The organism is Vibrio sp. LQ2, from assembly GCF_023920125.1.
Classification (GTDB): domain Bacteria; phylum Pseudomonadota; class Gammaproteobacteria; order Enterobacterales; family Vibrionaceae; genus Vibrio; species Vibrio fluvialis.
Map to the genome: position 1 here is coordinate 791,807 of NZ_CP085308.1, position 26,297 is coordinate 818,103.

At 48.9% G+C, this 26,297-nt stretch carries 26 protein-coding genes; 14 read left to right on the forward strand and 12 right to left on the reverse strand.

Annotated features, from left to right (window positions below; genetic code table 11):
- Positions 1-95: 95 nt before the first annotated feature.
- Positions 96-935 (reverse strand): formate dehydrogenase accessory sulfurtransferase FdhD, encoded by an 840-nt coding sequence (locus LGV68_RS03750; protein WP_020331049.1) that lies wholly within the window; start codon positions 933-935, stop codon positions 96-98.
- Positions 936-1,205: 270 nt separating this feature from the next.
- Between LGV68_RS03750 and LGV68_RS03755 the strand changes: the two genes are divergently transcribed.
- The 11 genes from LGV68_RS03755 (at position 1,206) to cobB (ending at position 12,380) form a co-directional block, all read left to right on the forward strand.
- Positions 1,206-1,667, forward strand: a complete 462-nt coding sequence (locus LGV68_RS03755) for a DUF3305 domain-containing protein (protein ID WP_252536286.1) — start codon at positions 1,206-1,208, stop codon at positions 1,665-1,667.
- On the forward strand, positions 1,657-2,184 hold the full coding sequence (locus LGV68_RS03760) for a DUF3306 domain-containing protein (protein WP_252536288.1): 528 nt from the start codon (positions 1,657-1,659) through the stop codon (positions 2,182-2,184). Before LGV68_RS03755 ends, LGV68_RS03760 begins: the two co-directional genes overlap by 11 nt.
- Positions 2,185-2,382: 198 nt before the next feature.
- Complete coding sequence (locus LGV68_RS03765) at positions 2,383-4,044, forward strand: 4Fe-4S binding protein (protein WP_252536289.1); 1,662 nt, start codon at positions 2,383-2,385, stop codon at positions 4,042-4,044.
- A gap of 10 nt (positions 4,045-4,054) precedes the next feature.
- On the forward strand, positions 4,055-4,699 hold the full coding sequence (locus LGV68_RS03770; protein WP_020331053.1) for a molecular chaperone: 645 nt from the start codon (positions 4,055-4,057) through the stop codon (positions 4,697-4,699).
- 75 nt (positions 4,700-4,774) lie between these two features.
- The gene (locus tag LGV68_RS03775) at positions 4,775-4,972 is read left to right on the forward strand and encodes a twin-arginine translocation signal domain-containing protein (protein ID WP_032081416.1); all 198 of its coding nucleotides are present in this window, start codon (positions 4,775-4,777) and stop codon (positions 4,970-4,972) included.
- A gap of 10 nt (positions 4,973-4,982) precedes the next feature.
- Positions 4,983-7,838, forward strand: coding sequence for a formate dehydrogenase subunit alpha (locus tag LGV68_RS03780; protein WP_020331055.1), 2,856 nt, complete (start codon positions 4,983-4,985; stop codon positions 7,836-7,838).
- A gap of 11 nt (positions 7,839-7,849) precedes the next feature.
- A complete protein-coding gene (fdh3B, locus tag LGV68_RS03785; protein WP_004725926.1) occupies positions 7,850-8,458 on the forward strand; it encodes a formate dehydrogenase FDH3 subunit beta in 609 nt (202 codons plus the stop codon).
- Positions 8,459-8,464: 6 nt separating this feature from the next.
- Positions 8,465-9,529 (forward strand): formate dehydrogenase subunit gamma, encoded by a 1,065-nt coding sequence (locus tag LGV68_RS03790; protein WP_061057217.1) that lies wholly within the window; start codon positions 8,465-8,467, stop codon positions 9,527-9,529.
- Positions 9,516-9,938, forward strand: a complete 423-nt coding sequence (locus LGV68_RS03795; protein WP_020331057.1) for a hypothetical protein — start codon at positions 9,516-9,518, stop codon at positions 9,936-9,938. Before LGV68_RS03790 ends, LGV68_RS03795 begins: the two co-directional genes overlap by 14 nt.
- Before the next feature lie 314 nt (positions 9,939-10,252).
- Entirely contained in the window at positions 10,253-11,473 is a 1,221-nt protein-coding gene (locus tag LGV68_RS03800; RefSeq protein WP_024374476.1) for an ammonium transporter, read from the forward strand.
- A gap of 169 nt (positions 11,474-11,642) precedes the next feature.
- Complete coding sequence (gene cobB, locus LGV68_RS03805; RefSeq protein ID WP_024374475.1) at positions 11,643-12,380, forward strand: Sir2 family NAD+-dependent deacetylase; 738 nt, start codon at positions 11,643-11,645, stop codon at positions 12,378-12,380.
- A gap of 42 nt (positions 12,381-12,422) precedes the next feature.
- Here cobB and LGV68_RS03810 read toward each other — a convergent pair whose 3' ends face one another.
- The 5 genes from LGV68_RS03810 to potA form a co-directional block, all read right to left on the reverse strand.
- The gene (locus LGV68_RS03810) at positions 12,423-13,463 is read right to left on the reverse strand and encodes an extracellular solute-binding protein (RefSeq protein WP_020331060.1); all 1,041 of its coding nucleotides are present in this window, start codon (positions 13,461-13,463) and stop codon (positions 12,423-12,425) included.
- Between the two features lie 124 nt (positions 13,464-13,587).
- Complete coding sequence (locus LGV68_RS03815) at positions 13,588-14,619, reverse strand: extracellular solute-binding protein (protein ID WP_024374474.1); 1,032 nt, start codon at positions 14,617-14,619, stop codon at positions 13,588-13,590.
- Positions 14,620-14,718: 99 nt separating this feature from the next.
- Positions 14,719-15,489: a spermidine/putrescine ABC transporter permease PotC gene (gene potC, locus LGV68_RS03820; RefSeq protein ID WP_020331062.1), complete on the reverse strand. Its 771-nt coding sequence runs from the start codon at positions 15,487-15,489 to the stop codon at positions 14,719-14,721.
- The gene (potB, locus tag LGV68_RS03825) at positions 15,489-16,346 is read right to left on the reverse strand and encodes a spermidine/putrescine ABC transporter permease PotB (protein WP_024374473.1); all 858 of its coding nucleotides are present in this window, start codon (positions 16,344-16,346) and stop codon (positions 15,489-15,491) included. The genes potC and potB overlap by 1 nt, the downstream gene beginning before the upstream one ends.
- Positions 16,330-17,466: a spermidine/putrescine ABC transporter ATP-binding protein PotA gene (potA, locus tag LGV68_RS03830; RefSeq protein WP_020331064.1), complete on the reverse strand. Its 1,137-nt coding sequence runs from the start codon at positions 17,464-17,466 to the stop codon at positions 16,330-16,332. The genes potB and potA overlap by 17 nt, the downstream gene beginning before the upstream one ends.
- 326 nt (positions 17,467-17,792) lie before the next feature.
- Between potA and LGV68_RS03835 the strand changes: the two genes are divergently transcribed.
- Genes LGV68_RS03835 through LGV68_RS03845 form a run of 3 tightly spaced genes read left to right on the forward strand, consistent with a single transcriptional unit; the run spans position 17,793 to position 20,042 of the window.
- On the forward strand, positions 17,793-18,596 hold the full coding sequence (locus tag LGV68_RS03835) for a hypothetical protein (RefSeq protein ID WP_020331065.1): 804 nt from the start codon (positions 17,793-17,795) through the stop codon (positions 18,594-18,596).
- Positions 18,589-19,377, forward strand: coding sequence for a glucosaminidase domain-containing protein (locus LGV68_RS03840; protein WP_020432323.1), 789 nt, complete (start codon positions 18,589-18,591; stop codon positions 19,375-19,377). The genes LGV68_RS03835 and LGV68_RS03840 overlap by 8 nt, the downstream gene beginning before the upstream one ends.
- Before the next feature lie 2 nt (positions 19,378-19,379).
- Positions 19,380-20,042 (forward strand): DUF2987 domain-containing protein, encoded by a 663-nt coding sequence (locus tag LGV68_RS03845; protein WP_202659356.1) that lies wholly within the window; start codon positions 19,380-19,382, stop codon positions 20,040-20,042.
- 51 nt (positions 20,043-20,093) lie between these two features.
- Here LGV68_RS03845 and ttcA read toward each other — a convergent pair whose 3' ends face one another.
- The 6 genes from ttcA to LGV68_RS03875 form a co-directional block, all read right to left on the reverse strand.
- Positions 20,094-21,026 carry a tRNA 2-thiocytidine(32) synthetase TtcA gene (gene ttcA / locus LGV68_RS03850; RefSeq protein WP_020331068.1) on the reverse strand — a complete coding sequence of 311 codons (933 nt, stop codon included), beginning with the start codon at positions 21,024-21,026 and terminating at the stop codon, positions 20,094-20,096.
- A 131-nt stretch (positions 21,027-21,157) separates the two neighbouring features.
- Positions 21,158-22,105, reverse strand: a complete 948-nt coding sequence (uspE, locus tag LGV68_RS03855; RefSeq protein ID WP_020331069.1) for a universal stress protein UspE — start codon at positions 22,103-22,105, stop codon at positions 21,158-21,160.
- A gap of 130 nt (positions 22,106-22,235) precedes the next feature.
- Positions 22,236-22,988: an FNR family transcription factor gene (locus tag LGV68_RS03860; RefSeq protein WP_020331070.1), complete on the reverse strand. Its 753-nt coding sequence runs from the start codon at positions 22,986-22,988 to the stop codon at positions 22,236-22,238.
- 90 nt (positions 22,989-23,078) lie between these two features.
- Complete coding sequence (locus tag LGV68_RS03865; protein ID WP_252536291.1) at positions 23,079-23,753, reverse strand: sulfite exporter TauE/SafE family protein; 675 nt, start codon at positions 23,751-23,753, stop codon at positions 23,079-23,081.
- Positions 23,750-23,923, reverse strand: coding sequence for a cbb3-type cytochrome oxidase assembly protein CcoS (ccoS, locus tag LGV68_RS03870; protein ID WP_020331072.1), 174 nt, complete (start codon positions 23,921-23,923; stop codon positions 23,750-23,752). Before ccoS ends, LGV68_RS03865 begins: the two co-directional genes overlap by 4 nt.
- A complete protein-coding gene (locus LGV68_RS03875; RefSeq protein ID WP_252536293.1) occupies positions 23,924-26,296 on the reverse strand; it encodes a heavy metal translocating P-type ATPase in 2,373 nt (790 codons plus the stop codon).
- Position 26,297 lies beyond the last annotated feature (1 nt).

Here is a 26,297-nt window from a genome sequence, read left to right on the forward strand (position 1 = left end):
TGAAAGACAAAAAAAGTCGCGACTCAAGATTGGGATCGCGACTCCATAGGCAGGCAGTATTTACACTAGGCGGGACTAAGCGCTAGGTGACAATGTCACGCATCAGGTTCAGCAAGATGGCCTTTGACATCAAATTCGACCTTGTCTGCGCCGCTGTACACCTGAAAACGCAATCCCTTAGCTCTGGCAATCGTAATAATGCCAAAGCGGTGCGCCAGTTCGAGCCCCATTTGTGTCACCCCCGAACGAGACAGCAATACGGGAATGCCCATCTGAGCGACTTTAATCACCATTTCAGACGTTAAGCGTCCGGTGGTGTAGAAAATCTTATCTTCGCCGCTCATGCCGTTCAGCCACATTTCACCTGCTAAGGTATCCACCGCGTTGTGGCGGCCAACGTCCTCAACAAAAGAAAGTACCTGATCGCCCTGACACACTGCACACCCATGTACAGCGCCTGCTTTTTTATAGGTATCGTTGTAATGAGTCAGCGCTTCCAGCGCCGTATAAATCTGTGATTGTTTAATCGGTCGCTGAGGAACCTGGTAGTTTTCCAGCTGTTTCATCACGTTGCCGTACATGGTTCCCTGACCGCAGCCAGACGTCACTGTCTTTTTCTTCAATGCAGGTTCGAGATGATCAATGTTTTCTTTGGTCACCACAGCCGCTGAATTCGTTTCCCAGTCGATGATCACCGAGTCAAGTGCTTGCGGGTCGGAGATAAAGCTCTGGTTCTTCAGATACCCGAGCACCAGCGCTTCAGGCCTGGAGCCCAGCGTCATGAGCGTGACAATCTCTTTCCAATTCAATAACACCGTAAGAGGGCGTTCACAGGCGATAGACTTCACCAGTTTTTCGCCGTATTCGTCATACACCTCTACGTCCATTGTCTGCAGTGGGTTTTCGCTGGTTTTAATAATCGAAAGTTTGGTCACAGCCATTTCCTGTCGTTTTTCACATGATGTCATTGCTTATTGCTAGGGAAACGCAAGCAGCAAGGATTGTTCCAAATCTGTCTTCAACACTAGCGAAAAAAGCAAAAACGATCTAATCGTTAATACACAAAATTTATTGCCTGCATCACGATAACTGTCTGATGGCTCAATAATTGCTAAATCAGAGACAAACCGCACTAACATGTCTGATGATGATCGTGAACGGCTTTTCGTCAGTCAGCATAAGAAAAGAACGAATTAGGTATCCTCATGTCAGAAACACAAACTTCCTTACCGGACACGGAAAAAACCGAAACTATCTGGCCCATGGGCTGCGATCTGGTGGCACATGAAATCACGACGGGAATGTGGGTCACCACACAATGGCAGCTGAAAGGATTTCAATTACAAGCGAAGGATGCGCCATTTCCCGCCGTGTTGGAATTGTTTCGCGATGAGCGCACCGACTACCGCCTTAACTTGAGCTCTCAGCAACCCAAACTGTTTCTGGTGTTAGAAAACCCGGAAGAGGACACCCAGCCAAAGATCATCCGCCTGACAGCGTCTCAGAGTGTGGCCGGTCAGTATATGGATGGTGACTATTTGGTGCTGTCTAATGAGATGCCTCTGCCAGTGCAAGCCTGGATGGAAGCCTTTATCGGCCGCAATGGGGAATTACTCGAAGTAAAACGTAAAAAGCGCAAAGGCGCGGGGAGAGCCAGTGGCCAGTGATTCGTTTTTATCTCGTTGGTCCAAGCGTAAGCTGGAACCTCAAGAGGAATCAGCGTTAGTTGAAGAGCCCACTGCGAGTGTCGAAACCGATTCGGAGCATACCGAAGACGTTGAACTCACAGAAGCTCATACAGGTAGTTCTGAAGAGACTACCCAAAACACCAAAGAGCCTTCGATTGCCTCCTTGCTCGCTTCTGAAGCGACTCAGCAGGTAAAAAAAGCGGCGCTGCGTAAACTGTTTTTAAGTGGCGAGTTCAGTGAAGTCGATCGCCTCAACGATTACGACCATGACTACACCGCAGTGAAATCGCTCAGCGCTGAAGTGGCTCATGGATTACGAGATTGGATGAACAAAGCCGATGACCATATGCAAACTGCCGACGCGGACGAGAAACACGAAGGTGAAAGTATCCACATCGACTCAACGCCAAGTGAATCTGGACAAACCGCTGAGGCAGAACTTACCCAGACCCCAGATTCCGATACGGGTATCCCTGAGACAAAAATTACCACATGAAAAATAGGTACATTTTGACCTAACGACACACCGACAAGGTGAGACAAATTGTCTCACCTTTCTTTTTTGTCCCAACTTGGTGGCGATTATTTACGCTAACCAACTGTATTTCATGGTTAATTCAGGTTGGAACACTAATTGCTATTTTCATCAAAAAGAGCGAACACTCGAGATTCGCTCAGATAATGGAAACGAGCAATGTTAAAACAATTTCTGCAACAAGCGACTTCACCGAATGGAAGTGCGCGGTGGTTTGCTATTGAGAACACCGTCGAACTGACTAATTTGATTCCGCCAACCGTCAGCTATGAAAGCGGCGGGCATACTTTGATTCTCGGTCCTACCAGTCTTATCGAGCGCACGGCGCTGCAATTATCCCAAATGGCCTCCGTCACTCTGCTGTCGATTGATGGCGAGCAGGGCACTCATGACAAACTTTACTTCGCGGATACCGTTGAAATCAGCGGCTTTTTAGGTGCGTTTAAAGTCACCGTTGAGAATCATGGCCTGAATATCAATCTGGCCAACGCGGCGATTGATCACGACTGCTTTGATATCGTGCTGGATATGTCGCTCAATGGAGTGATGAACGAAGAAGTGCCTGTTCCGGGCTATTTCCCAGTCGGTCGCGGCTTTCCAAAACTCTCCGATGCGCTGGAAGAAATACCGGAACTGATGGGGACATTTGATAAACCGAAATATTTCCGTCTTGATAACGATTTGTGCGCGCACTCATCGCGCGGCGTAAAAGGTTGTGAACGTTGTGTCGATGCGTGTCCGGCAGGCGCTTTGTCCAGTGAAGGGTCAGAAAAGATCGGTCATCGCATTCAAATCAACCCCTATCTGTGTCAGGGCATCGGTACCTGCGCGACCTCCTGCCCGACAGAAGCAATTCACTACGCGCTGCCAAACCCGACCGATACGCAGAAATTCATTGAGCGTTTGCTGAATAACTATCATCAGGCTGGCGGCGAAAAGCCGATAGTGCTGATCTGTAGCTCGCGTCACGAACAATACAACTTGATGGCGCTGCGAGTACTGCCTGAAAACGTCATTCCAGTGACGGTCGAAGAGCTGCCTTCGGTCGGTATCGATACCTGGTTTGCTGCGCTGGTGAATGGCGCAACTCAGGTACTGTTTGCCGCCAGTCGACACATGCCGCCAACCATTCTGCGCATTCTCAATCAGGAAGTGAGTATGGCGCAGAGTTTTCTGGCCCATCTCGGCATTCGTAAAGAAACCATCGACATTCTCTATCTCGAATCACTACGCGAAGCGGCGCCAACACTGTGCGATGAACCATTTGGCCTGAATTTGGGAGAGCTGGAAGGCAAAAAACGCGACCGTTTATATGTCGCGCTTGATGCGCTGGCGACAGCGCGTGGCACAGAACCTGGCGCACAACCACTGGCGGCCACTGCGCCTTATGGTGCGATTGAGTGTTCGACTACCGATTGCACCTTGTGCATGAGCTGTGTCGCGGTGTGTCCAACCCGAGCACTACATCACGAAGGCGATTCCCCCTCACTCAAGTTCATTGAACAAGACTGCGTGCAATGCGGTTTGTGCGTGAAAGCATGCCCAGAGAAAGCGTTAACGGCGGTTCAACAACTCAATTGGAACGCCGCTCAGCGCCAATCGGTGGTGACTTTGCATCAGGAAGAACCAGCAAAATGCCTGCGTTGCCATAAACCTTTTGCGCCGCAATCAATGATCACCATGCTACAAAATAAGTTACGCGGTCACTCACATTTCTCTGATCAGGCGTCACTCGATCGCATTGCGATGTGCGAGGACTGCCGTGTTGTCGATGTGTTTGAGTCGATGGCGAGCGATCCAGAAAAACAACTGCGCTACTGAGGAGCACGAGATGGAACACGATTCGTTGAATGAAACTACCGCATCGATGCGATCCGATATCTATCTGTTGCTGGCTACGCTGCTGCGCGATGCTCCATCGCCTTCGCTGGTGGACTTCCTCAGCCAGTTAGAGAACGAGAACAATGGCACACCGATGGCAGATGCATGGCGCGCACTGAGTGCTGCTGCTCAAACCGTTGAGCGTGATGAACTGGAACAGGAGTACCAAGAGCTGTTTATCGGCATCGGCCGTGGCGAGGTTGTACCTTTTGCGTCGTGGCACCTGACCGGTTCGCTGATGGAAAAGCCGCTGGCAGAAATCCGCTTCCATTTAAATGAACTCGGGCTCGAGCGCGATGAGTCGGTGAAAGAACCCGAAGATCACATGGCGGCATTGTGTGAAACCATGGCGTATCTGTGCGAGGGCGACGACAACGCGCAACAGGCGTTCTTTAATCGCCACATTTCACCGTGGTTTGAAAAGCTGGTGGATCAGATTCAACACGCTCAGCACGCCCGGTTTTATCTGTCTGTGGCTCAGCTGCTTCAGGCCTTTCTCTCACTGGAGAATATCGCCCTGACGCAAGCACCACCGAGCCGCCGAAATACACACCGGATTGAGGTGAAAAACCTCACCGACAAAGCTCAACAATGAATACAACAAAGCAGACGAACCAATCCATGTTGACCACTCCGTATTGGAAAGCGGGAACGGGAAAAGGAAGCAATGATGAAAAAAGAAAAACCGATTAACGAAAGCAGACGTGAACTGCTCAAAGGTCTGGGAACCGCTGCTGTTGCAGGTGCCGTTGTCGCTGGTGTTTCTCAGCAAGCTGTCGCGAGCGAGAGTCCTGTCGAAACTAAAAACACTCTGAAAAAAGGGTATCACGAAACTCAGCACATTCGTGATTACTACGAAACGCTATAGGAGCGCAGCGATGAGATTAACCAAACGTTCAGACAGCACGAGCAAGGAACAGAATCAGCTGGGCATCAGCCGCCGTGCATTCATGAAAAATACCTCTTTGGCCGCTGGCGGTGCTGCGGTTGGCGCTGCACTATTTGCGCCAGGCATGATTAAGAAAGCGCAAGCGAATGAAGTCGATCGCAGCGCAAAAACCGAAGTCAAACGTACCATTTGTTCACACTGTTCTGTGGGCTGTGGCATTTACGCCGAGGTTCAAAATGGCGTATGGACCGGCCAGGAGCCTGCTTTCGATCATCCGTTTAATGCCGGCGGCCACTGTGCAAAAGGCGCTGCGCTGCGCGAACACGGCCACGGTGAACGCCGCCTCAAATATCCGATGAAATTGGAAGGTGGCAAATGGAAAAAGATCTCCTGGGATCAAGCCATCAATGAAATCGGTGACGAGGTGATGCGGATTCGTGAAGAGTCCGGCCCGGATTCGGTCTACTGGCTGGGCAGTGCCAAACACAGCAACGAGCAAGCGTATCTGTTCCGCAAAATGGCGTCGATTTGGGGCACCAACAACGTCGACCACCAGGCGCGTATCTGTCACTCCACCACGGTCGCAGGTGTTGCCAACACCTGGGGGTATGGCGCAATGACCAACTCGTTTAACGACATGCACAACTGTAAGTCGATTCTGTTTATCGGTTCCAACCCCGCCGAAGCGCACCCGGTAGCGATGCAGCACATCCTGATCGCGAAAGAGAAGAACAGTTGTAAGATCGTGGTTGCGGATCCTCGTCGCACTCGCACCGCAGCAAAAGCGGACTATTTTGTCGCTCTGCGTCCAGGTACGGATGTGGCCTTTATCTGGGGCATTCTGTGGCACGTTTTCAACAATAAATGGGAAGACAAAGAGTTCATCCGTCAGCGCGTATTTGGCATGGATGAGATTCGTGCTGAAGTCGAGAAATGGAACCCTAAAGAAGTTGAGCGCGTCACGGGCATTTCAGAGGAAGAGGTCTACCAGACCGCGAAAATTCTGTCTGAGAACCGTCCGGGTTGCGTAGTGTGGTGTATGGGCGGAACCCAGCACACCACAGGTAACAACAACACCCGTGCGTACTGTGTGCTGGAGCTGGCACTGGGTAACCTGGGTAAGTCGGGTGGCGGCGCAAACATTTTCCGTGGCCACGATAACGTGCAGGGCGCAACAGACCTTGGCGTGCTGTCGCATACGCTGCCTGGCTACTACGGACTGGCAGATGGTGCGTGGAAACACTGGTGCCGCGTTTGGGATATTGACTTTGCCTGGCTGAAAGATCGTTTTGATCAAAACGAATATCGCGGTCAGAAACCAATGAACAATATGGGCATTCCGGTTTCTCGCTGGATTGATGGCGTGCTGGAAAACAAAGAGAACATCGAACAACGCGACAACATTCGCGCCATGTTTTATTGGGGCCATGCAGTGAACTCGCAGACCCGCGGTGTTGAAATGAAAAAGGCGATGGAAAAGCTGGATATGATGGTCATCGTGGACCCGTATCCCACCGTTGCTGCGGTCATGAACGATCGTACCGACGGCGTGTATCTGCTGCCGGCTACCACACAATTCGAAACCTACGGCAGTGTGACGGCGTCCAACCGCTCGATTCAGTGGCGTGATCAGGTCATTCAACCGCTGTTCGACTCTAAGCCAGACCACGAAATCATGTACCTGATGTCGAAAAAACTCGGTATCGCCGATCAAGTATTCAAACACATTCAGGTTGAGAACAATCAACCGGTAATTGAAGACGTTACTCGCGAATTCAACCGCGGCATGTGGACAGTCGGTTATACCGGTCAGAGCCCTGAGCGTCTCAAAGCGCACCAACAAAACTGGCACACATTCCATAAAACCACGTTGGCAGCAGAAGGCGGACCAGTGCACGGTGAAACTTACGGCTTACCTTGGCCATGTTGGGGCACGCCAGAAATGAAACACCCGGGCACACACATTCTGTACGACACGTCCAAAACCGTTGCCGATGGCGGTGGTACTTTCCGTGCGCGCTACGGGGTGGAGTTCGAAGGTAAGAGTCTGCTGGCGGAAGACAGTTTCTCGAAAGGCAGTGAGATTGAAGACGGCTATCCGGAATTCAGCGACAAGATGCTGAAGCATTTGGGATGGTGGGACGATCTGACACCAGAAGAGAAAGCGGAAGCCGAAGGTAAGAACTGGAAAACCGACCTTTCCGGCGGTATTCAACGTGTGGCGATCAAACACGGCTGTATTCCGTTTGGTAACGCCAAAGCCCGTGCGATTGTCTGGACTTTCCCTGACCGCGTGCCTCTGCACCGCGAACCGCTCTATACGCCGCGTCGCGACCTGATTGCCGATTACCCAACGTGGGACGATGCCGAGTCGATTTATCGTTTACCAACCCTGTACAAATCGATTCAGGATAAAGACGTCTCGAAAGAGTACCCCATCATTCTGACGTCCGGCCGTTTAGTGGAATACGAAGGTGGCGGTGAAGAAACTCGTTCAAACCCTTGGCTGGCCGAGCTTCAACAAGAGATGTTTGTCGAAGTGAACCCGAAAGATGCCAACGATCTCGGCTTTAAAGATGGCGAGTACGTGTGGGTGGAAGGCGCAGAAAAAGGCCGCATCCATGTGAAAGCCATGGTCACACGCCGCGTGAAACCGGGCATGGCGTTCATTCCATTCCACTTCGGCGGTATTTATCAGGGCGAAGATTTACGCAGCAAATACCCAGAAGGTACTCAACCTTACGTTGTCGGTGATTCAGCGAACATTGCGACCACCTACGGTTACGATCCAACCACTCAAATGCAGGAAACCAAAGTCACCCTGTGTAACATTCGTAAGGCGTAAGGAGCGCAATCATGGCCAGAATGAAATTCCTATGTGACACCAAACGCTGTATCGAGTGTAACGGTTGTGTCACCGCATGTAAGAACGAAAACGACGATGCATTAGAGTGGGGCATTCAGCGCCGCCGCGTTGTCACCCTGAACGATGGCGAGCCGGGCGAAAACTCGATTTCCGTGGCGTGTATGCACTGTACGGATGCGCCATGTATGGCGGTGTGTCCAGCGGACTGTTTTGTGCATACCGAAGACGGGATCGTGCTGCACAACAAAGATCTGTGTATCGGTTGTGGTTACTGCCTGTTTGCGTGTCCGTTTGGCGCGCCACAGTTTCCGAAACAATCGGCATTCGGTGAACGCGGCAAGATGGATAAATGTACCTTCTGCGCCGGCGGTCCTGAAACTGAGCCCGGTTCTGAGGAAGAGCGCAAGAAATACGGTGCCAACCGTATTGCTGAAGGCAAGTTGCCCATGTGTGCCTCTCTGTGCTCAACCAAAGCACTGATGGCAGGTGATGCCGAAAAAGTGTCTGACATCTTCCGTCAACGCGTCGTGGAGCGCGGAGCGAAAGGTGCAGGTTGGACAGACGGTGAAGATCTCTCTTACGACGCAACAAGGAGCTAAGTGGTGATGCGACACAGATTGATGCGCGCCACTCGTTATGTGCTGCCGCTATTGGCAGCACTGATGTGCTTTGCTGTTCAACCTTCGTTTGCCGAAGAGAAAAGCAAACCGGACGTGGTGCAAAGAGAAATAACCCAACTGGCCGGGGCTGATTACTGGCGTCAGGTTCGCCAAGGAGAAGAGGGGTATACGACTTCTCAATCTCCTGAACACGGCGTTTTGATCAGTAAACCCGGTGAAACCTGGTTCATCCTGAAAGAGAAATGGATGTCTCCAGCCGGTGCAGTCGCCATTTTTGGCAGCATTGCCATGGTGATTCTGGCGTACGTGCTGCTTGGCCCCTTAATGCTGAGCAAGCCGCGAACTGGCCGCAAGCTCAAACGCTGGTCGCGCCTGGATCGTGCGCTGCACTGGAGCATGGCGTTTACCTTTTTGACCCTGGCGTTTAGTGGTTTGATGCTGGTTTATGGCAAACATTTCCTTAAGCCGTATGTACCGACAGAACTGTGGGGCTTTATCGTGTATGCCGCCAAGCAGTATCACAACTATATGGGCCCGATTTTCTTCGTTCTGCTGCTGTTTATTCTGCTCAAGTGGTGGCGTAAATCGCTGTTCAATAAAGTGGATCTCCAGTGGTTTATGAAGCTGGGCGGTATGGCGGGCAAACATAAAGGCAGTCATCCTTCGGCCGGATTCTCCAATGGCGGTGAAAAGGCCATCTACTGGCTTCTGATCTTCTTTGGAACCTTTGCCGCTTTCAGCGGTTTGGTACTCGATTTCCCAATTTTCGGCCAGACTCGCCGAGATATGGAGCTGTCGAATCTGACGCACATGGTGTCAGCGTTGATCCTGATCTGTGGCTTTATCTTCCACATCTACATCGGTTTGTTCGGTATGGAAGGCGCGCTGGAAGGCATGGTGACGGGTAAAGTGGATGAAACCTGGGCCAAAGAGCATCACGATCTTTGGTACGAAGAGATGAAGCAGCAAGGCCAGATTGAAGCGGCTGAAACCGCAGAAACCAAGGTACCGAAAGTCGCTACAGGAGAGCCAAAGCATGAAACCCGCTAGTCAAAATAGTGCGTTGTGGTTTGTGTATATTGCGAGCCTGCTGACCCCGTTCACTTGTCTGCTGTCCGGGGTTATCGGGATTATTTACGCAGGCTATCGTCTGGACAAGAACGAAGATGGGGAGGTGGCGAATTCTCACTATTACGGACTGATTCGCAGCTTCTTTCTGTTCCTGACGTTTTTCGTGGTGTTGCTCGTCACGGTCGCGACCTCAAATGGGTTGATCATCGGGGTGAACCGGTACTGGTATGCTCACTCCTGGTTAAGCACCGTGGGTTATGCTATTCCGTATATCGGTGCGTTCATCGCACTGTTTGCCATCGCAATCTGGATAGGACGAATGGTGCAGGGGATGAGTCAGTTAAAAAACGACATTCCTCACAAACCATCCAAAGGTCCCAACCTCTGATTACGCACCCGGTTTAATACCGGGTGTTTTTTTGCCACATCTCTGTGCGCATCAATATTGTGCTTTTGCTCCATACTAGTGCAACAAAGCGCCCTCACTTGACTCAATAACGAATCATTCTCGATTACCAATCTCAGCTAAAACCATATTTATCATTAAGTTAAATAAAAATAGTTTCTTGTTCATACTCTTATTAATAATTGGAACACATCTTGCTCCATGAGAGAAAAATTATAACTTTCTCACCAATTTGGTGAATTTTTAAACAAGTGGCACAGGATTAGTGCACCACTTTGCAATGGAGTATAACGAGAATGAGTGAAACCGTAAGTCAGGTACAAGGTGCCGTTCAAACCCTGACCCAAAGTTCAGATACCTTATTTTTGCTGCTTGGCGCCATTATGGTGTTTTTGATGCACGCGGGATTTGCATTTCTGGAAGTGGGAACCGTACGAAAGAAGAACCAAGTCAACGCGTTGGTTAAAATTCTCGCCGACTTCGGCGTCTCTACCATCGCGTACTTCTTTATTGGTTACTGGATAGCGTATGGCGCCAACTTCTTTTCTGATGCCGCCACGTTGTCGCAAGGCAACGGCTACGAGCTGGTTAAATTCTTCTTTTTGCTGACGTTTGCCGCAGCCATTCCCGCCATCGTATCGGGCGGTATTGCTGAGCGCGCCCGTTTTTACCCAATCCTGATGGCCACATTTTTTACCGTTGGTTTGGTCTACCCATTCTTCGAAGGCATCATCTGGAACGGTAACTTTGGTATTCAAGCCTGGTTTGAAACCACATTTGGTATGGGTTTCCATGATTTTGCCGGCTCTGTGGTGGTTCATGGCGTTGGCGGCTGGATTGCGCTGATCGCGGTTATCTTTCTCGGCATGCGTAAAGGCCGTATTCGTGCGGGCAAACACACCAACTTTGCGCCGTCCAACATTCCGTTTCTGGCGTTAGGCGCTTGGATCCTGTGTGTAGGTTGGTTCGGCTTTAACGTCATGTCTGCGCAAACACTGAATGGTATCAGTGGCTTGGTGGCAATGAACTCATTGATGGCGATGGTTGGTGGTATTCTGGCCGCACTGGTCGTGGGTAAAAACGACCCGGGCTTTATCCACAACGGTCCGCTTGCTGGTTTAGTCGCTGTGTGTGCTGGCTCCGATCTGATGCACCCACTGGGCGCACTGGTCACTGGCGTTGTCGCTGGCGCATTGTTTGTCTGGCTGTTTACTCAGTTACAGAATAAAACCAAAATTGATGACGTATTGGGTGTATGGCCGCTACATGGCGTGTGCGGAGCCTGGGGCGGCATCGCCGCTGGTATCTTTGGCCAATCGGCTTTGGGTGGTCTGGGAGGCGTCAGCTTCACCGTTCAGGTAATAGGCACACTAATGGGGATTGCAGTTGCAGTCATCGGTGCATTTATCGTTTACGGCACACTGGATAAAGTGTCTGGTTTACGCCTGTCCGAAGAAGACGAATTCAACGGCGCAGATTTGGCCATTCATAAAATTTCATCGGTTAACGAAGAGTAATCGACCACATTCTGCAATGAAAGAGCGGGCCATGTGCCTGCTCTTTTGTTTTTGAGGTCACAGAAGTTAGTTTCACTGTTTAAATTTATACTATGGTCTAACCCCCAAAACTAGGGATGTCCGGGCATCGGTGCTAAGCTAGCCGAAAAGCAAAACAAAAGGATGTTGTATGAATTTTCCGTATCGCAATGTTGTCATCCTGACTGGCGCGGGCATCTCAGCAGAATCCGGTATTCAGACTTTCCGTGCCCAGGACGGACTTTGGGAAAATCACCGAATCGAAGATGTCGCCACTCCGGAAGGGTTTGAAAGAGACCCGGATCTGGTGCAAGACTTCTACAATCAGCGTCGTCGTAAACTGCAATCCGAGAGCATTCGACCAAATGCTGCGCACATCGCACTCGGTAAGCTGGAACAAGAACTCGACGGCAACGTCACCATCATTACTCAGAACATCGATAACCTGCATGAGCGGGGCGGAAGCCACAACGTTATCCATATGCATGGAGAACTGCTTAAAGCGCGTTGTAGCGTCTCTAATCAGGTTATCGAGCATAAAGAGGATCTGCTGACAGGGGAGCTGTGTCATTGCTGCCAAATTCCGTCTCAGCTGCGCCCACATATTGTCTGGTTTGGTGAAATGCCGCTGCGTATGGGCGATATCTATGCTGCGTTGGAAGAAGCCGACCTGTTTATTTCAATCGGCACCTCCGGGGTCGTCTATCCGGCGGCAGGTTTTGTGCACGATGCCAAAATGCATGGCGCGCATACGATTGAAATCAACCTCGAACCCAGTGCGGTTGAGAGCGAGTTTGCCGAGAAGCGCTACGGTAAAGCGAGTGTCGAGGTTCCGCAATTAGTGGAAGAGATACTGGCGTTGCAAAAACCGTCGTTCAAGCACGCGTAAGCTTGAGCTGAATAAGAAAAAAGCGGCCAATGGCCGCTTTTTTTAGTTGTTGTTCACTTTGAGTTTCTGGAAGTATTCCTCGTAAAGCGCCGCCGCTTCACCCACTTCGTCTTGCCAAACGCCATTGTCCATCACCGACTGGGGAGGGAAGACGTTAGGATCGTTGGCAAACTCAGCTGGCAGCAGCTTATAAGCGGTTTTAACCGGAGTCGGGTAGCCAATCTCTAGTGCAATTTTCGCCGCATTCTCAGGACGCAGCAGGAAGTCGATCATCTTATGTGCAGCTTCAACGTTCTTCGCACCAGCAGGAATCGCCAGGCTGTCCATCCAGAAAATGGTGCCTTTTTCAGGCCAGATGATTTCAATTGGCGCGCCTTCTTCACGAGCCATGTAAGCCGAACCATTCCACAGCATACCCAGAGACACTTCACCGGCCAGATATGGGTTTGCAGGGAAATCTGAGTTGAACACCAGCACGTTTGGCATCAGCTTCTTCAGCTCATGATAAGCAGCTTCAATCTCTTTCGGATCTGTGGTGTTAGGGGAGTAACCCAGCTTAGTCAGTGCGATGTGGAACACTTCACGAGCGTCATCCATCATCATCAGTTGGCCTTCCCATTTGGCATCCCACAGGTCGCCCCAGTTTTTCACTGATGATTTGTCGAGCATGTCAGTATTGATACCGATACCCGTAGCGCCCCAGATATAAGGGATTGAGTATTTGTTATCCGGATCGAAAGGCTTATTTAAATAGTTAGGATCCAGGTCCGCAAAGTGACTCAACTTTGACTTGTCGATTTCGCGCAACATACCTTCTTTGCGCATTTTTGAAACGAAGTAGGTTGACGGTACAACCAGATCGTACCCCGAACCTTGAGTCTTCAACTTCGCGTACATGCTCTCGTTGGATTCGTAGGTGGAGTAGATGACTTTGATTCCGGTTTCCTTGGTGAAGTCTTCCAAAACTTCATTAGGAATATATTCAGACCAGTTGTAGAAATAGAGTTCTTGGTCCTCAGCCATTGCATTGGTAGTGAATAGAGTCGCAGCACATAATGCGCCAGCATACAGTTTACTTTTCATTACTTTTCCATGATTTAGTGCAAGAGCCTAATCAGGCAAGAGCGAGTTTATAGAAGGGGACGAGTATAACAGCTCAAAAAAAAATAGGCAGCTAATGCCGCCTATTTCATTCATTTTAAGGGAATTATTGACCCGCTTTCAGCTTCATGAAGTAGTCTTCATATTTCACTGTTTTGTCGCCAACAGCTGCTTGCCATTCTACGCGATCAAGATCTTCCTGAGATGGGAACAGTGGTGCCACATCTTTGAACTTGTCGTTCGATGCTTTAACACCCGTCAGGTAGCCTGTGTCACGTGAGATTTGCTCTGCGATTTCAGGACGTAGCAGGAAGTCGATCATCTTATGTGCCGCTTCAATGTTTTTCGCGCCTGATGCGATAGCAAAGTTATCAACCCAACCGATACCGCCTTCTTTAGGGAAAACAAGTTTCAGTGGCAGACCTTCTTTCTGGGCCGCTGCCGCAGAACCGTTCCACAGCATACCCAGACCAACTTCACCTGACAGGTAAGGTGCTGCTGGGTTGTCTGAGTTGAATACCAATACGTTTGGCATCAGTTTTTGTAGCTCGGCGTATGCTTCGTCGATCTGTTTGTCGTCAGTGGTGTTACCTGAGTAGCCCAGCTTGCGCAGCGCAATGTGGAACACTTCGCGAGTGTCATCCATCAGCATCAGTTGACCAGCCAGTTCCGGTTTCCACAGGTCGCCCCAGCTTTGGAAATCGTTTGGATCATACATGTCTGTGTTTACCGCCAGACCAGTAATCGCCACAACGTGAGGAATAGAGTAGTCGTTGTTTGGATCATAAGGTTTGTTCAGATAGTTTGGATCCAAGTTTTTGAAGTTTGATAGTTTAGACTTATCAATTTTCTGAAGCATACCTTCATCACGCATCTTAGAGACGAAGTAGGTTGAAGGAACAACCAGATCGTAACCTTCGTTATGCGTTTTTAGCTTGGCATACAGTGTCTCATTCGACTCGTAAGTCGAGTAGATGACTTTGATGCCTGTTTCTTTCGTAAACTGTTCCAGAATGCCGCTGTTGATGTACGGTCCCCAGTTCATGAATACCAGCTCTTTATCTTCCGCTGCTGCTGTACCAGAGAACAGGGAAAGCGCACATGCACTACCAGCTAATAGAGTAGCCCATTTTTTCATTGACGTTAGCTCCAAACCAAACGTTGCCCAACGGGGCGTTAGATAGAAAAACAGAATGACGTAAGTCATTCTGTTTCGTGCCTTTTTAGAAAGTGGATTCTACTTCACTTTTTCCCTTGCTAACAACTGTGAAGTGATAACAAGTATTAACGAAACCACTAACATTACTGTAGCAAGTGCGTTGACTTCAGGTGAAATACCCACTTTAACCATGGAATAAATCTTCAACGGCAGGATTTCATACGTCGGGCCGGTGACAAAAGAGCTGATAATCACGTCATCCAGAGACAAGGTGAAACTCAATAGCCAACCCGCAGCGACGGCCGGTTTCGCCAATGGCAGAATGATTTTCTTCAAGATCACCCACTCACTGGCGCCTAAGTCTTTTGCAGCTTCTAACATTTTCACGTCAAAACCATTCAGGCGGCTGTATACCGACACAACGACGAATGGCAAACAGAATGTAATGTGCGCAATCAGCAGGGTAAAGAAGCCCAGTTTTGCGCCCAACACTAAGAATAGCGCAAGCAGAGAAATTGCCATCACAATATCTGGGGACATCATCACAACAAACAGCATGCCGTTGACCATGTTCTTACCTTTGAATTGGTAACGGAACAGGGCAACTGCTGTCAGGCTGCCGATAATTGTCGCTGCTGTCGCCGAAAAGACCGCAACGTTCAGTGAGTGCCAAGCCGCTTGCATCAGGCTGTCGTTTGCCACCAGAGCGTGATACCACTTGGTCGTGAAACCACCCCATTTAATGCCGAATTTGTTGTCGTTGAACGAGTTGGCAATCAGCACGATGATTGGTAGGTACAAAAACAAGTACACCAAGCTCATAAAGCTAAATCTAACTGCTTTTCCCATTAGTCCAGCTCCACTTTCTTGTTCAATAATTTACCTGCTCGGTAGTACGCATACAGCATGATTGCCATCGCAATCGTCAGTGCAATACTGGTTGCTGCGCCAAACGGCCAATCACGAGCGTTGAGGACCTGGCTCTTAATCACGTTACCAATCAGCAGGTTCTTCGCACCGCCCAGAAGGTCAGCGATATAGAACATCCCCAGAGCAGGAAGCAGAACCAACAGGCAACCGCCGATGATGCCAGGCATCGTCAGAGGCAGAATCACTTTCGTCAGCGTTTGCAGCTTATTTGCGCCCAGGTCACGAGCGGCTTCGATGTAAGTGCCATCGAGCTTCTCGATTGCCGAGTAGAGGGGCAGAATCATAAACGGCAGCAGAATGTACACCAGACCGATCATAACCGCCGTTTCGGTGTACATCAGTCGCAGCGGTGAATCGATCAGACCCATGCCCATCAGAGCTTGGTTAAGAATGCCTTGCGTACCCAGAACAATCTTCAAACCGTAAGTACGGATCAGAGAGTTAGTCCAGAACGGCACAATCACCAGAAACAGCATGATAGGGCGCCATTTCACCGGCATTTTCGCCACGATATACGCAAACGGGTAACCGATGATCAGACACAGAATCGTCGCGACAATGGCCATGTAGAACGAGTGCATCATCACTTTGGCGTACAGCGGATCCAGCAAACGAGCGTAGTTTTCAAACGTGAACGTCAAATCAATCAGATTCGCTTCGTCACGAGTCAGAAAACTGGTACCGATAATCATCAGGTTAGGAAGCAGTACGAACAGCACCAACCAACCGACGATAAGGGTAATAATCGCGTTCTGAAGACTAAGCTTTTTGCTCATCATTGAGGACTACCTCCCAGCTTTCAACCCAAGTGATAGCGACTTTCTGGCCGATAGAGTGATCCACATCCGGATCATCTTCGTTAAAGAATTCGCTGACCAATACGCGCATACCAGAATCTTCCAGCTCGATAATCGATTCCAGAGTCATACCTTTGTAAGTACGGTCGGTCACGTGACCCACGATACCGTTGGTTTCAGACTCTTTGATTTCTTCAATGCGTAAGTCTTCAGGACGAAGGAGGACTTGCAGCTTTTCACCGGCGTTAACAGCGTTGTCGTAGTAAACAATCGCGTCTACACCATCAATATCGACACGTACGCGCTTCTCATCCAGACGCTCTTGAGCGACGGCGTTGAACACGTTGATTTCGCCGATAAAGCGAGCCACAAACAGGTTTTTAGGATCTTCGTAAATTTCACGCGGAGAGCCATCTTGCTCGATCACACCGTCGCGCATAACAATGATGCGATCAGACATCGACAGGGCTTCTTCCTGATCGTGTGTTACGAAGATAAAGGTAATGCCTAGTTGGCGTTGCAGCTGTTTCAGCTCGATTTGCATCTGCTTACGCAGTTTGTAATCCAGAGCAGACAGAGACTCATCCAGTAGCAGTACTTTAGGTTTGTTGACCACAGCACGCGCAATCGCGATACGTTGTTGCTGACCACCAGAAAGCTGGTGAGGTTTACGCTGGGCCATCTGTTCCAGGCGCACCATCTTCAGAGCTTCCAGAACACGAGGTTCGATTTCTTCGGTAGGTACTTTCTGCATACGCAGACCAAACGCAACGTTTTCGAACACCGTCATATGTGGGAATAGCGCATAGCTTTGGAAGACAGTGTTGACGTGTCTTTGTTCAGCAGGAACTGAAGTTACATCTTGACTATCCAGCAGAATCTGACCTTCATCTGCCGTCTCAAAACCAGCAATCATTCTCAGTACGGTTGTTTTACCACAACCAGAGGGACCTAATATGGTTAAGAATTCACCGTGGTTTACATCAAGATCTAAGCGACTGATGATTTCCTTACCATCAAAACTTTTGCTAATGCCAGAAAGACGAATAACTGGCTTTCCTACTGAATTTTGTTCGTTCAACGTCTGTTTTTCTCCCACCTTGGTCCGTAGAGTAACTCTACTGATTAGACCTGTTGCAATACACCAAGTAAGGCGCGAATCATAATCATCAAAAGTACGAATTCAAAGTTTTTTCTTATTCTGAAACAGAAAAAATTTTGCACCTAAAAGGAAAGATTACTTACCATAGGCGCTTCGCCTAACTCTCAATGGTTTCAAGTGGTTAATTATCAACCATACTTTTCAGAAAGCAAGATGAGTTTGGCACGCAGATTTTAGACTCGGTAGCATTTCAGTATAATGACCGAATATTTTTATCTGTCATATTTAGATCGCGTTTTTGACAAGCCAAATTAGGGCACATTATGAACAACGATATGGAAAGAGATTTCAATTTAGGTGGGACGGTTGAGCAAGCGCTGTCGGGCCAGTATCAACTGAAAATAGGCGAGGTTTTTAAAGAAGCCTGGGACTCGACCATCAAGCATTTTCTTTCTTTTTCTCCGGCTATTGTCATGCTGATTATTGTTCAGCTGGCGATTTTCTTCATCGCATTGAAACTGCAACTGGGTGATCCTTCCGTCATCATCACTGCAATTAATCAGGATGGCGCTTTCCCAGAAGGGCTGGTTCAGGCTATTTTTATTGCCAACTTCAGCTATGAAGTCGTCAGTGCACCGATTTATGCGGGTGTCAGCCTGATGGCGATGAGCCACGCTGCTGGCCTGACGACGAAAACCCGTCATATCAGCAAGGGGCTGCAATTTACCGTTCCGGTTATCATCGCAACGTTGTGCGGTTTAGTGCTGCAGGGGATTGGCGGCATGCTGTTTCCTCTGTTGTCCATGTACTTCTCGTTGGCGTTCAGCAACTCCGTTTTATTAATCTGTGAAAAGCACGTTTCTCCGCTGCAATCACTGTTGCTGTCACTGCGAGCAGTGAACAAGAAACTTCTGCAACTTGCCGTCATCTATATGGTGATGATGATGCTGTTTGTCGCCGCAGCATTGTTTTATGGCATTGGCCTGATTTTTGTCCTTCCGTTTTTCTTCCACGTGAAAGGCATTATCTACCGTAACATGTTCGGTATCCGTTTGAAGATCGTCGCTGCGCCACCGTCTGATGATGACAATAACCACAACCAAGATCCGCAGGTGTTTGATGCGTAAATATCTCGCTCTGTCTGCCGTTGCTGTCATAGCCAGCTGCAGCGTTTACTATGTAAAACAACACAATACAGAAACGGTTTCTGTCGAGCTTAAAGGTAAGGCCATATCCGAAGCCCCTGATTTTTCGGCGATTGCCGATGTCTCTGAGAAAAAGCACGCCTTTTTCTCTTACCTTAAGCCCGGAATTGCACTCGAGAACGAACGAGTGATGAAAGAGCGCAAAACGCTAAAACGCATTCAGGAACACTTTGATCAGGGGAGAACCTCTGAAAAGGATCTCGAAGACGCGAAACGTCTGGCTAAGCTCTACAAAGTCGAATTAACAGAAAGTAAAGTCACGTCCAAGTGGCTGAGCGTGATGCAACATCGTGTTGATGTGTTACCTGAAGCGTTGGTATTAACTCAGGCGGCGAACGAATCCGCTTGGGGTACGTCACGCTTTGCTCGTGAAGCCAACAATTACTTTGGCCAGTGGTGTTACACTCAGGGCTGCGGTTTGGTGCCTTTGGCCCGAGCTGAAGGTATGACACACGAAGTGGCGAAGTTCAAATCCGTGCAGGAATCTATCCATCGTTACTTTATGAATGTAAACCGCAACGCCGCATACTACGATTTGCGCAAAATTCGTTACGATTTGCGTAAAGAACAAAGCGATCTACTCAGCGTTGAAACGGCGGTCGCTCTGACCAACGGCCTGCTGAAATATTCAGAACGTGGCGAAGATTACGTGTCGGATTTACAGACCATGATTCGTCATAACGAAAAATACTGGCTCAACTAAGCATGAAAAAACCATTTTCAACCTTAATGCTCGCCGCATGTTGCGCGGGCATCTCTGCGCCAACGTGGGCGCAAGAGTACATGTTTACCTATTCAAAACTGTACTCACAAATGAAAAACAACGTGAAGGAAAACCACGAGGACGTCAAAGTCGGCTTCTTCTTTGTTGACGCAGACAGCAAACAGTTATGCCGCATTGAAAAGGCCTGGATGGAAAAAGAGGAGCATTACGAGGAGCTCACACCGTCCTCCGGCAACGAGCTAGTGGTGCCGCTCGACAACAATCTTCGTCAGGCCAATCCTTTGGTGTTTGTAGACACACCAAACGACAGACGTTGTGACTTTTCGATGGTCGTTATGACCAAACAACCACTGGAAGGTAAGGTGAGTTACACTCAAATTGAGAAACTTCTACCGCAGATGCAAAGCATGCTGGAGGATCTGGGCGGTATGTTTGCCAGCTGGTTTACACCAGCCGTCACTGGCGTAACACTGGAATTTGCTCACGATGTGAATTCACCCATCGAGCTTAGCAACGGTTCAACCATTCCAGTGATCAACGGAAAGGCTCAGGTTGAACTTTCGCAAATCGGGCCAGACGGTTGGATGTCATTGCCACAGGCAACCACACGCGTGCTGCCATATCTACCGAAAGCCAAGAAGTAAGCAACAAAACAAGCACAAAAAAGGCTGCGAATGCAGCCTTTTGTTTTTCTATCAGATATTCGTGACATCAAGCTTCAGGCTTGGATCAAATTCCATCACCATATCTTCGTCTTCAAGCTGTTGCACCGGCATCTCTTCTTTATCGAAGCCAATATCGCCGCCGTTAATTACACCGGAATCACGGTTGATGGATTTAAAATCAAACAGTTCGAAGTCCGCTAGGTGGCTAGGTACCACGTTCTGCATCGCACGGAACATTGTCTCGATACGTCCTGGGAATTGCTTATCCCAAGCATTCAACATTTGCTTAATGTTCTGACGCTGCATGTTTGGCTGAGAGCCACACAGGTTACACGGAATGATAGGGTAACCACGCAGATCCGAGTACTTAATGATGTCTTTCTCACGGCAGTAGGCCAGTGGACGAATCACTACGTGCTCTCCGTTATCAGAAACCAGTTTAGGTGGCATACCTTTCATCTTGCCGCCGTAGAACATGTTCAGGAACAGCGTTTCGATGATGTCATCACGATGGTGTCCTAAAGCAATCTTGGTCGCGCCCAGCTCTTTTGCGGTGCGGTACAGAATGCCACGACGCAGACGAGAGCAAAGTGAACATGTTGTTTTGCCTTCTGGAATCTTATCCTGAACGATAGAGTATGTATCTTCTTCCACGATCTTGTATTCAACACCGAGGCTCTTTAAGTACTCAGGCAGAATGTGTTCAGGGAAACCAGGCTGCTTCTGGTCAAGGTTTACCGCAATTAGAGAAAATGAGATAGGTGCGCTTTTCTGCAAGCTCATCAGAATGTCCAGCATGGTAAAACTGTCTTTACCGCCGGACAGACACACCATGATGCGATCGCCGTCTTCAATCATGTTGAAGTCAGCAATAGCCTGACCAGTATTGCGACGAATGCGCTTTTGCAATTTATTGAAATTGTAGTGTTGAGCTTTGGTCAACTCTTGAGTTTGCTCTGTCATCAGCCTGCAGTCTTTATTCTTCAAAACAAAATGAAGTGCGTATGATACGGATAAATTGAACAGATGCTAGTGCTAGAAAAGAAAAAATCCCCGGCTGAACTGCCGAGGATTGATGATGGTAACCGATGGCGTTATACCGCCGTTTTCGGATCAAGAGGACTAATGTAGCCGGGCGGTTTCAGCGCGAGTACATCACAATTAATCTTATCAATCACATGCTCAGCGGTATTGCCGATAAACACCGCTGACAAACCCGTACGGCCTGTCGTACCGAGAATCACCATGGCTGCACTCAATTTTTCGGCGGCTTCTGGGATAACATCCTCAGGCAAACCTTGCTGAACGATCGTCTGCGCTTCATCAATACCATGTTTTTGGCGCAGCGCTTTCATCGATGTTAGATGATGGCCACGTACCGCATCCGTGTAAGTCGTTGGGTCGAATTCGGGCAATTCTATGGTGATATTCGCTGGCGTCACAGGGTAGGCATTCACCAAATAGGGTGTCGCTCCCAGACGAGACGTCAGACTCAACAGTTGATCCACCATGATGTCATTGAGCTGCAGGTGTGTTTCTACTTCCGAGCCAACGTGTACCGAAGCGATGATGTTGGCGTCCTCGGGCCAGGTGGCATTCTTAACCAATAACACAGGTGTCGGACATTTACGCAGAAGATGCCAGTCAGTCGGAGTAAAAATCACTGACTCCAGGACATCGTGCTTGCGAGTACCTTTAATTAGGATGTCATGCTCACCCGCAAATACTTCGCCGATGATCGCTTCGTAGGGGCGGTTATGCCATACAACTTTGACATCAAACATCACCGATTCATCAACGTATGGTTCAGCAACCTTTTTCATCCACTGCTCACGTTGATGAATCACACCTCTGCGCATCGCGTCGCGTTCATCAACTGAAAGCATCGACGTCATATCGTAAGAAAAATCATAGATAGACAAAAAGAAGGTAATGCGACTGGTTGATTTGCTCTTTGCCGCCAGTTGCATCGCACGGGCTAGGGCAGGTTGTTCATCATGGTTGATGTCAGCAACAACTAAGATTTTGCTATAAATGCTCATAACAAACTCCTTGTTAGTGGAGGAGGTTTCTTAGATTTACTTTAGCGCAGTTAATGGAAGAGTTTTAGCTATTTAGAGAGGAAAATCAGAGAAGTATGAAGTAGCTCATTAATGAGCTACTTCATTGAAGTTACTTGCTTTCTTGTGAAACGCCAGCCAGTTCCATCAGTGAGTCATGATCAAGGATAGTAATGTATTTACCCTTAACACTCAGAATTTCAGACTTCTGGAAACGACCCAGTAGGCGACTGATCGTTTCTACGGTGAGCCCCAGATAGTTACCGATGTCACCGCGTGTCATTGTCAGACGGAACTCTCGCGGGCTGAAACCACGTTGAGAGAAACGTGTAGAAAGGTTGTACAGGAACGCCGCCAGACGTTCTTCCGCATTCTTCTTCGACAGCAACAGAATCATTTCTTGATCGCCTTTGATTTCGTTACTCATCAAACGCATGATTTGCTGACGCAGTTTAGGCATTTTACCTGACAGGTCGTCCAGAATTTCGTAAGGAATTTCACACACCATCGACGTTTCCAGCGCCTGAGCGAAACTCGGGTGCGAATCACCAGTAATCGCATCAAAGCCAACTAAGTCGCCAGCCAGATGGAAAGCAGTGATCTGCTCATCACCTTGTTCAGTAATGGTGTAGCTTTTGATTGTGCCAGAACGGATTGCGTACAGAGAACGCAGATCATCACCAGCTTTAAACAGTTCCTGACCTTTTTGAATCGGTTTTTTACGCTCGATAATCTGATCAAGCTGATCCAACTCCGATTCATTCAGAGTAAACGGGATGCAAAGCTGGCTAATACTGCAGTCTTGACAATGAATTGCACAACCACCGGATTGAATGCGTTTTGCAGCAGGCTTTTCAGAAATCATAACAACCTTTCACTATTTGATATACATCAATATTTTAGCATCCCTTAACCCCAAAGGATAGCGAAAATAATTGTGCAAAAAATCAACTACCTAAACTAAGGTAATCAGAATATTTATGGCTCCGATACCGGTATATACGCCATAAACGATAATAAACATTGCCGCTATATGACGAAATATTTTCGATTGTTGCAACTCTTTTATTTTTGTTGCACCAAAACCAACCAAAAGCATCGCAGGCAATGTCCCTAAACCAAACGCGCCCATAACAAGAGCGCCTTGTAAAAAACCACCCGAAACCGCGGCCCAAGTCAAAATTGAATACACCAATCCACATGGCAACCAGCCCCAGATAAAACCAAACGGCAGGGCATACCAGCTTTTCTTTAGCGGCAGAAGCGCTTTCCCTGCGGGCGAAATGTGTTTCCATAGTCGTTGGCCCAAAGCCTCGAGTTTGAGCACACCAAACCACCAACGGCCAACGTAAAGTCCAAGACCAATCATCAACACAGCAGCCAACAGTCGTAACCAGACCAAGAAATGATTGATATCAGCCACAGCTGAAAGAGAAGCCGTTAAACCGCCAACAATCGCGCCAAACAGCATGTAGCTGCCAATCCGGCCAAAATTGTAAAAGAACAGCGGCGCAGAAGGGTTAGATTGATGGTTTAGAGTGAGGAGAGCGCCAAGCCCGCCGCACATACCCATGCAGTGTCCAGCGCCCAGCAAACCAATCACAAACGCTCCGATAAAATCGGGGGTCATTGTTTGTCCTTGGTCGATTTTTCAACTTGCTCGTCATCTTCAAACAGAATGTTGTGCCCCTGACGTTCAAGATCCTCAAACTGTTCGCTTTTCACTGCCCACAGAAAAATAGCGACGGCAACGCAGACAAGCACAATAGCGATAGGAATCAGAATATAGAGGCTTTCCATTTACTTACCTTGCTCTTTCAACAAACGAAGAGAGTTGGATACTACTATAATTGAGCTGGCAGACATACCCACCACTGCCACATATGGCGCAACTAAGCCAGCCACTGCAAGTGGCAAAATCAGCACGTTGTATCCCAACGACCAGGCCAGATTTTCACGAATAATACGGCGGGTTTTGAGTGCTAACGCGCGAGCCTCCAGCAGTTTATCCAGTTTATCTCCGAGCAAAACCATGTCTGCTGACGCTTTCGCAACATCGGTCCCACCACCCATCGCAACTGAAATATGCGCCCCAGCAAGTGTAGGGGCATCGTTAATCCCATCACCAACCATCATCGTGATATCTTGTGCATTGATTTTATTCAGATACGCCAGTTTATCTTCCGGTTTGGCCTGAGCGACAACATTATCAATCCCCATCTGACGCGCGACGGTTTGCGCGTTTGCTTCGGAATCACCGGTCAACAAAGTGATTCGGATACCGGCATCATGAAACTTATCGATGAATGTCTTCGCTTCTTTGCGCACTGGATCTTGGTAAAAAAACGTCGCAACGTGTTCACCACCAATCGCGAGATAAATGGCATTAACTTCACCTTGGCTGGCGTTACTTAAAACAAATTCCGCGCTACCGATTTTCACATCATGCGTGCCATATTGGCCCACAACGCCAGAGCCGATCACGTTCTGTACTTGTTCAACAACAAACGCAGCGTCAGCATACATTCTGAATGCCTTGGCAATGGGATGGTTCGCATGTTGTTCCAGTGATGCGGCCAGCGCCAGACATTGCTCTTCTGTCCAAGAAGAGTGAAGCGCAACCCGACAGATTTCGATATTGCCGTTCGTCAGGGTGCCCGTCTTATCGATCACCAAATGGTTCACTCTGCATAGAGTTTCGAAAACGTGGCTCTTGCGGAGCAAAATACCAAAACCGCCCATGCGAGAGGTCGCACAAGTAAGCGCGGTAGGCGTTGCCAGAGACAAGGCACAAGGGCAAGTGGCCACCAATACAGACAACATTATCCAGAACGCGTCATCCGGCTTTGCTTGATGCCAATAGAACCATGTCCCAGCGGCAATGATCAAAATCACGGCGACGAAGTAACGCGCCACAACATCCGCAATTTCAGCAATGCGCGGTTTGGAAGACTGTGCATCATCCTGCAGACGCACAATATTTGAGATGACCGAATCCGCCTTAGAGGCTGTGACCTCAAGCTCGAATGCTTCCTCGCCATTCAGCGTTCCGGCAAAGACCGTATCGCCTTTATGTTTCACGACCGGCAGTGACTCACCGGTGAGCATAGATTCATCCACATGGACTCGGCCCCGCATGATTTTGCCGTCAGCGGGAATGTGTTCACCCGGCAAAACTCGAATTTGATCGCCCAGTTGCAGCGTTTTCACCGGCACCTGTTGCCCATCCAACGTGGTGGCAATCGCAGGAATCAATTTGAGCAGGTTACCACTCGCCGCCGCCGCTTTGCGGCGTGCGCGCATCTCAAGAAAGCGTCCGACTAACAGAAAGAATGTGAACATGGAGATGGACTCAAAAAAGACTTCGCCTTTTTGCGTCACGGTTGCGACAAGACTGGCCACATAAGCAAAAATCAACGCAATCGACACAGGGACATCCATGCCAAGCGTTCGACCTTTAATACTGCGCCACGCGTTAAAATAAAATGGTAGCGCAGAGTAGAGCAGTACAGGAGTCGCGAAAATCAGGCTAACCCAGCGAAAGTAGTTTTTAAACTCAGCATCCAAATCACCAAACGCTTCAAGGTACAGTGCCACCGCCAGCATCATAACCTGCATGGTGGCAAGCCCCGCGATCCCCAGGCGATAGAGGTATTGCTTCATCGTCTGGTGATAAAACGCTTCATGCTGATCCGCTTCAAACGGAGCGGCCTTGTAGCCCAGTTTGTGGATTTGACTGAGAATCTCACTCAATTTTGCTTTGGATTTGTCCCAACTCAGCAACGCTCGGTTGGTTGTGGTATTAACACGAATCGACAACACACCCGGTTCATTCGCCAGTTGCTTTTCAATGAGCCAAGCACAAGCCGCGCAAGAGACCCCATCAAGTGACAATGTCACTTCACCACAATCACCGTTATTTCGGACAAACTCGGCCTGTACATCGGAATTATCATAATGAATCAGTGACTTAAGCTGTTCTGGTACCAATTCCACTTTTTCGGCTGGTGCTGTGCGGAACTGATAATAGGACACTAGACCGTTATCGACGATGGTTTGCGCCACCGTCTCACATCCCGGGCAACACATCTCCCGCTCTTCACCGAGAATCTCTACCTTGAAATCCGTGTTGGCTGGGACATCTTCACCGCAGTGATAACACGCTTTACTCATG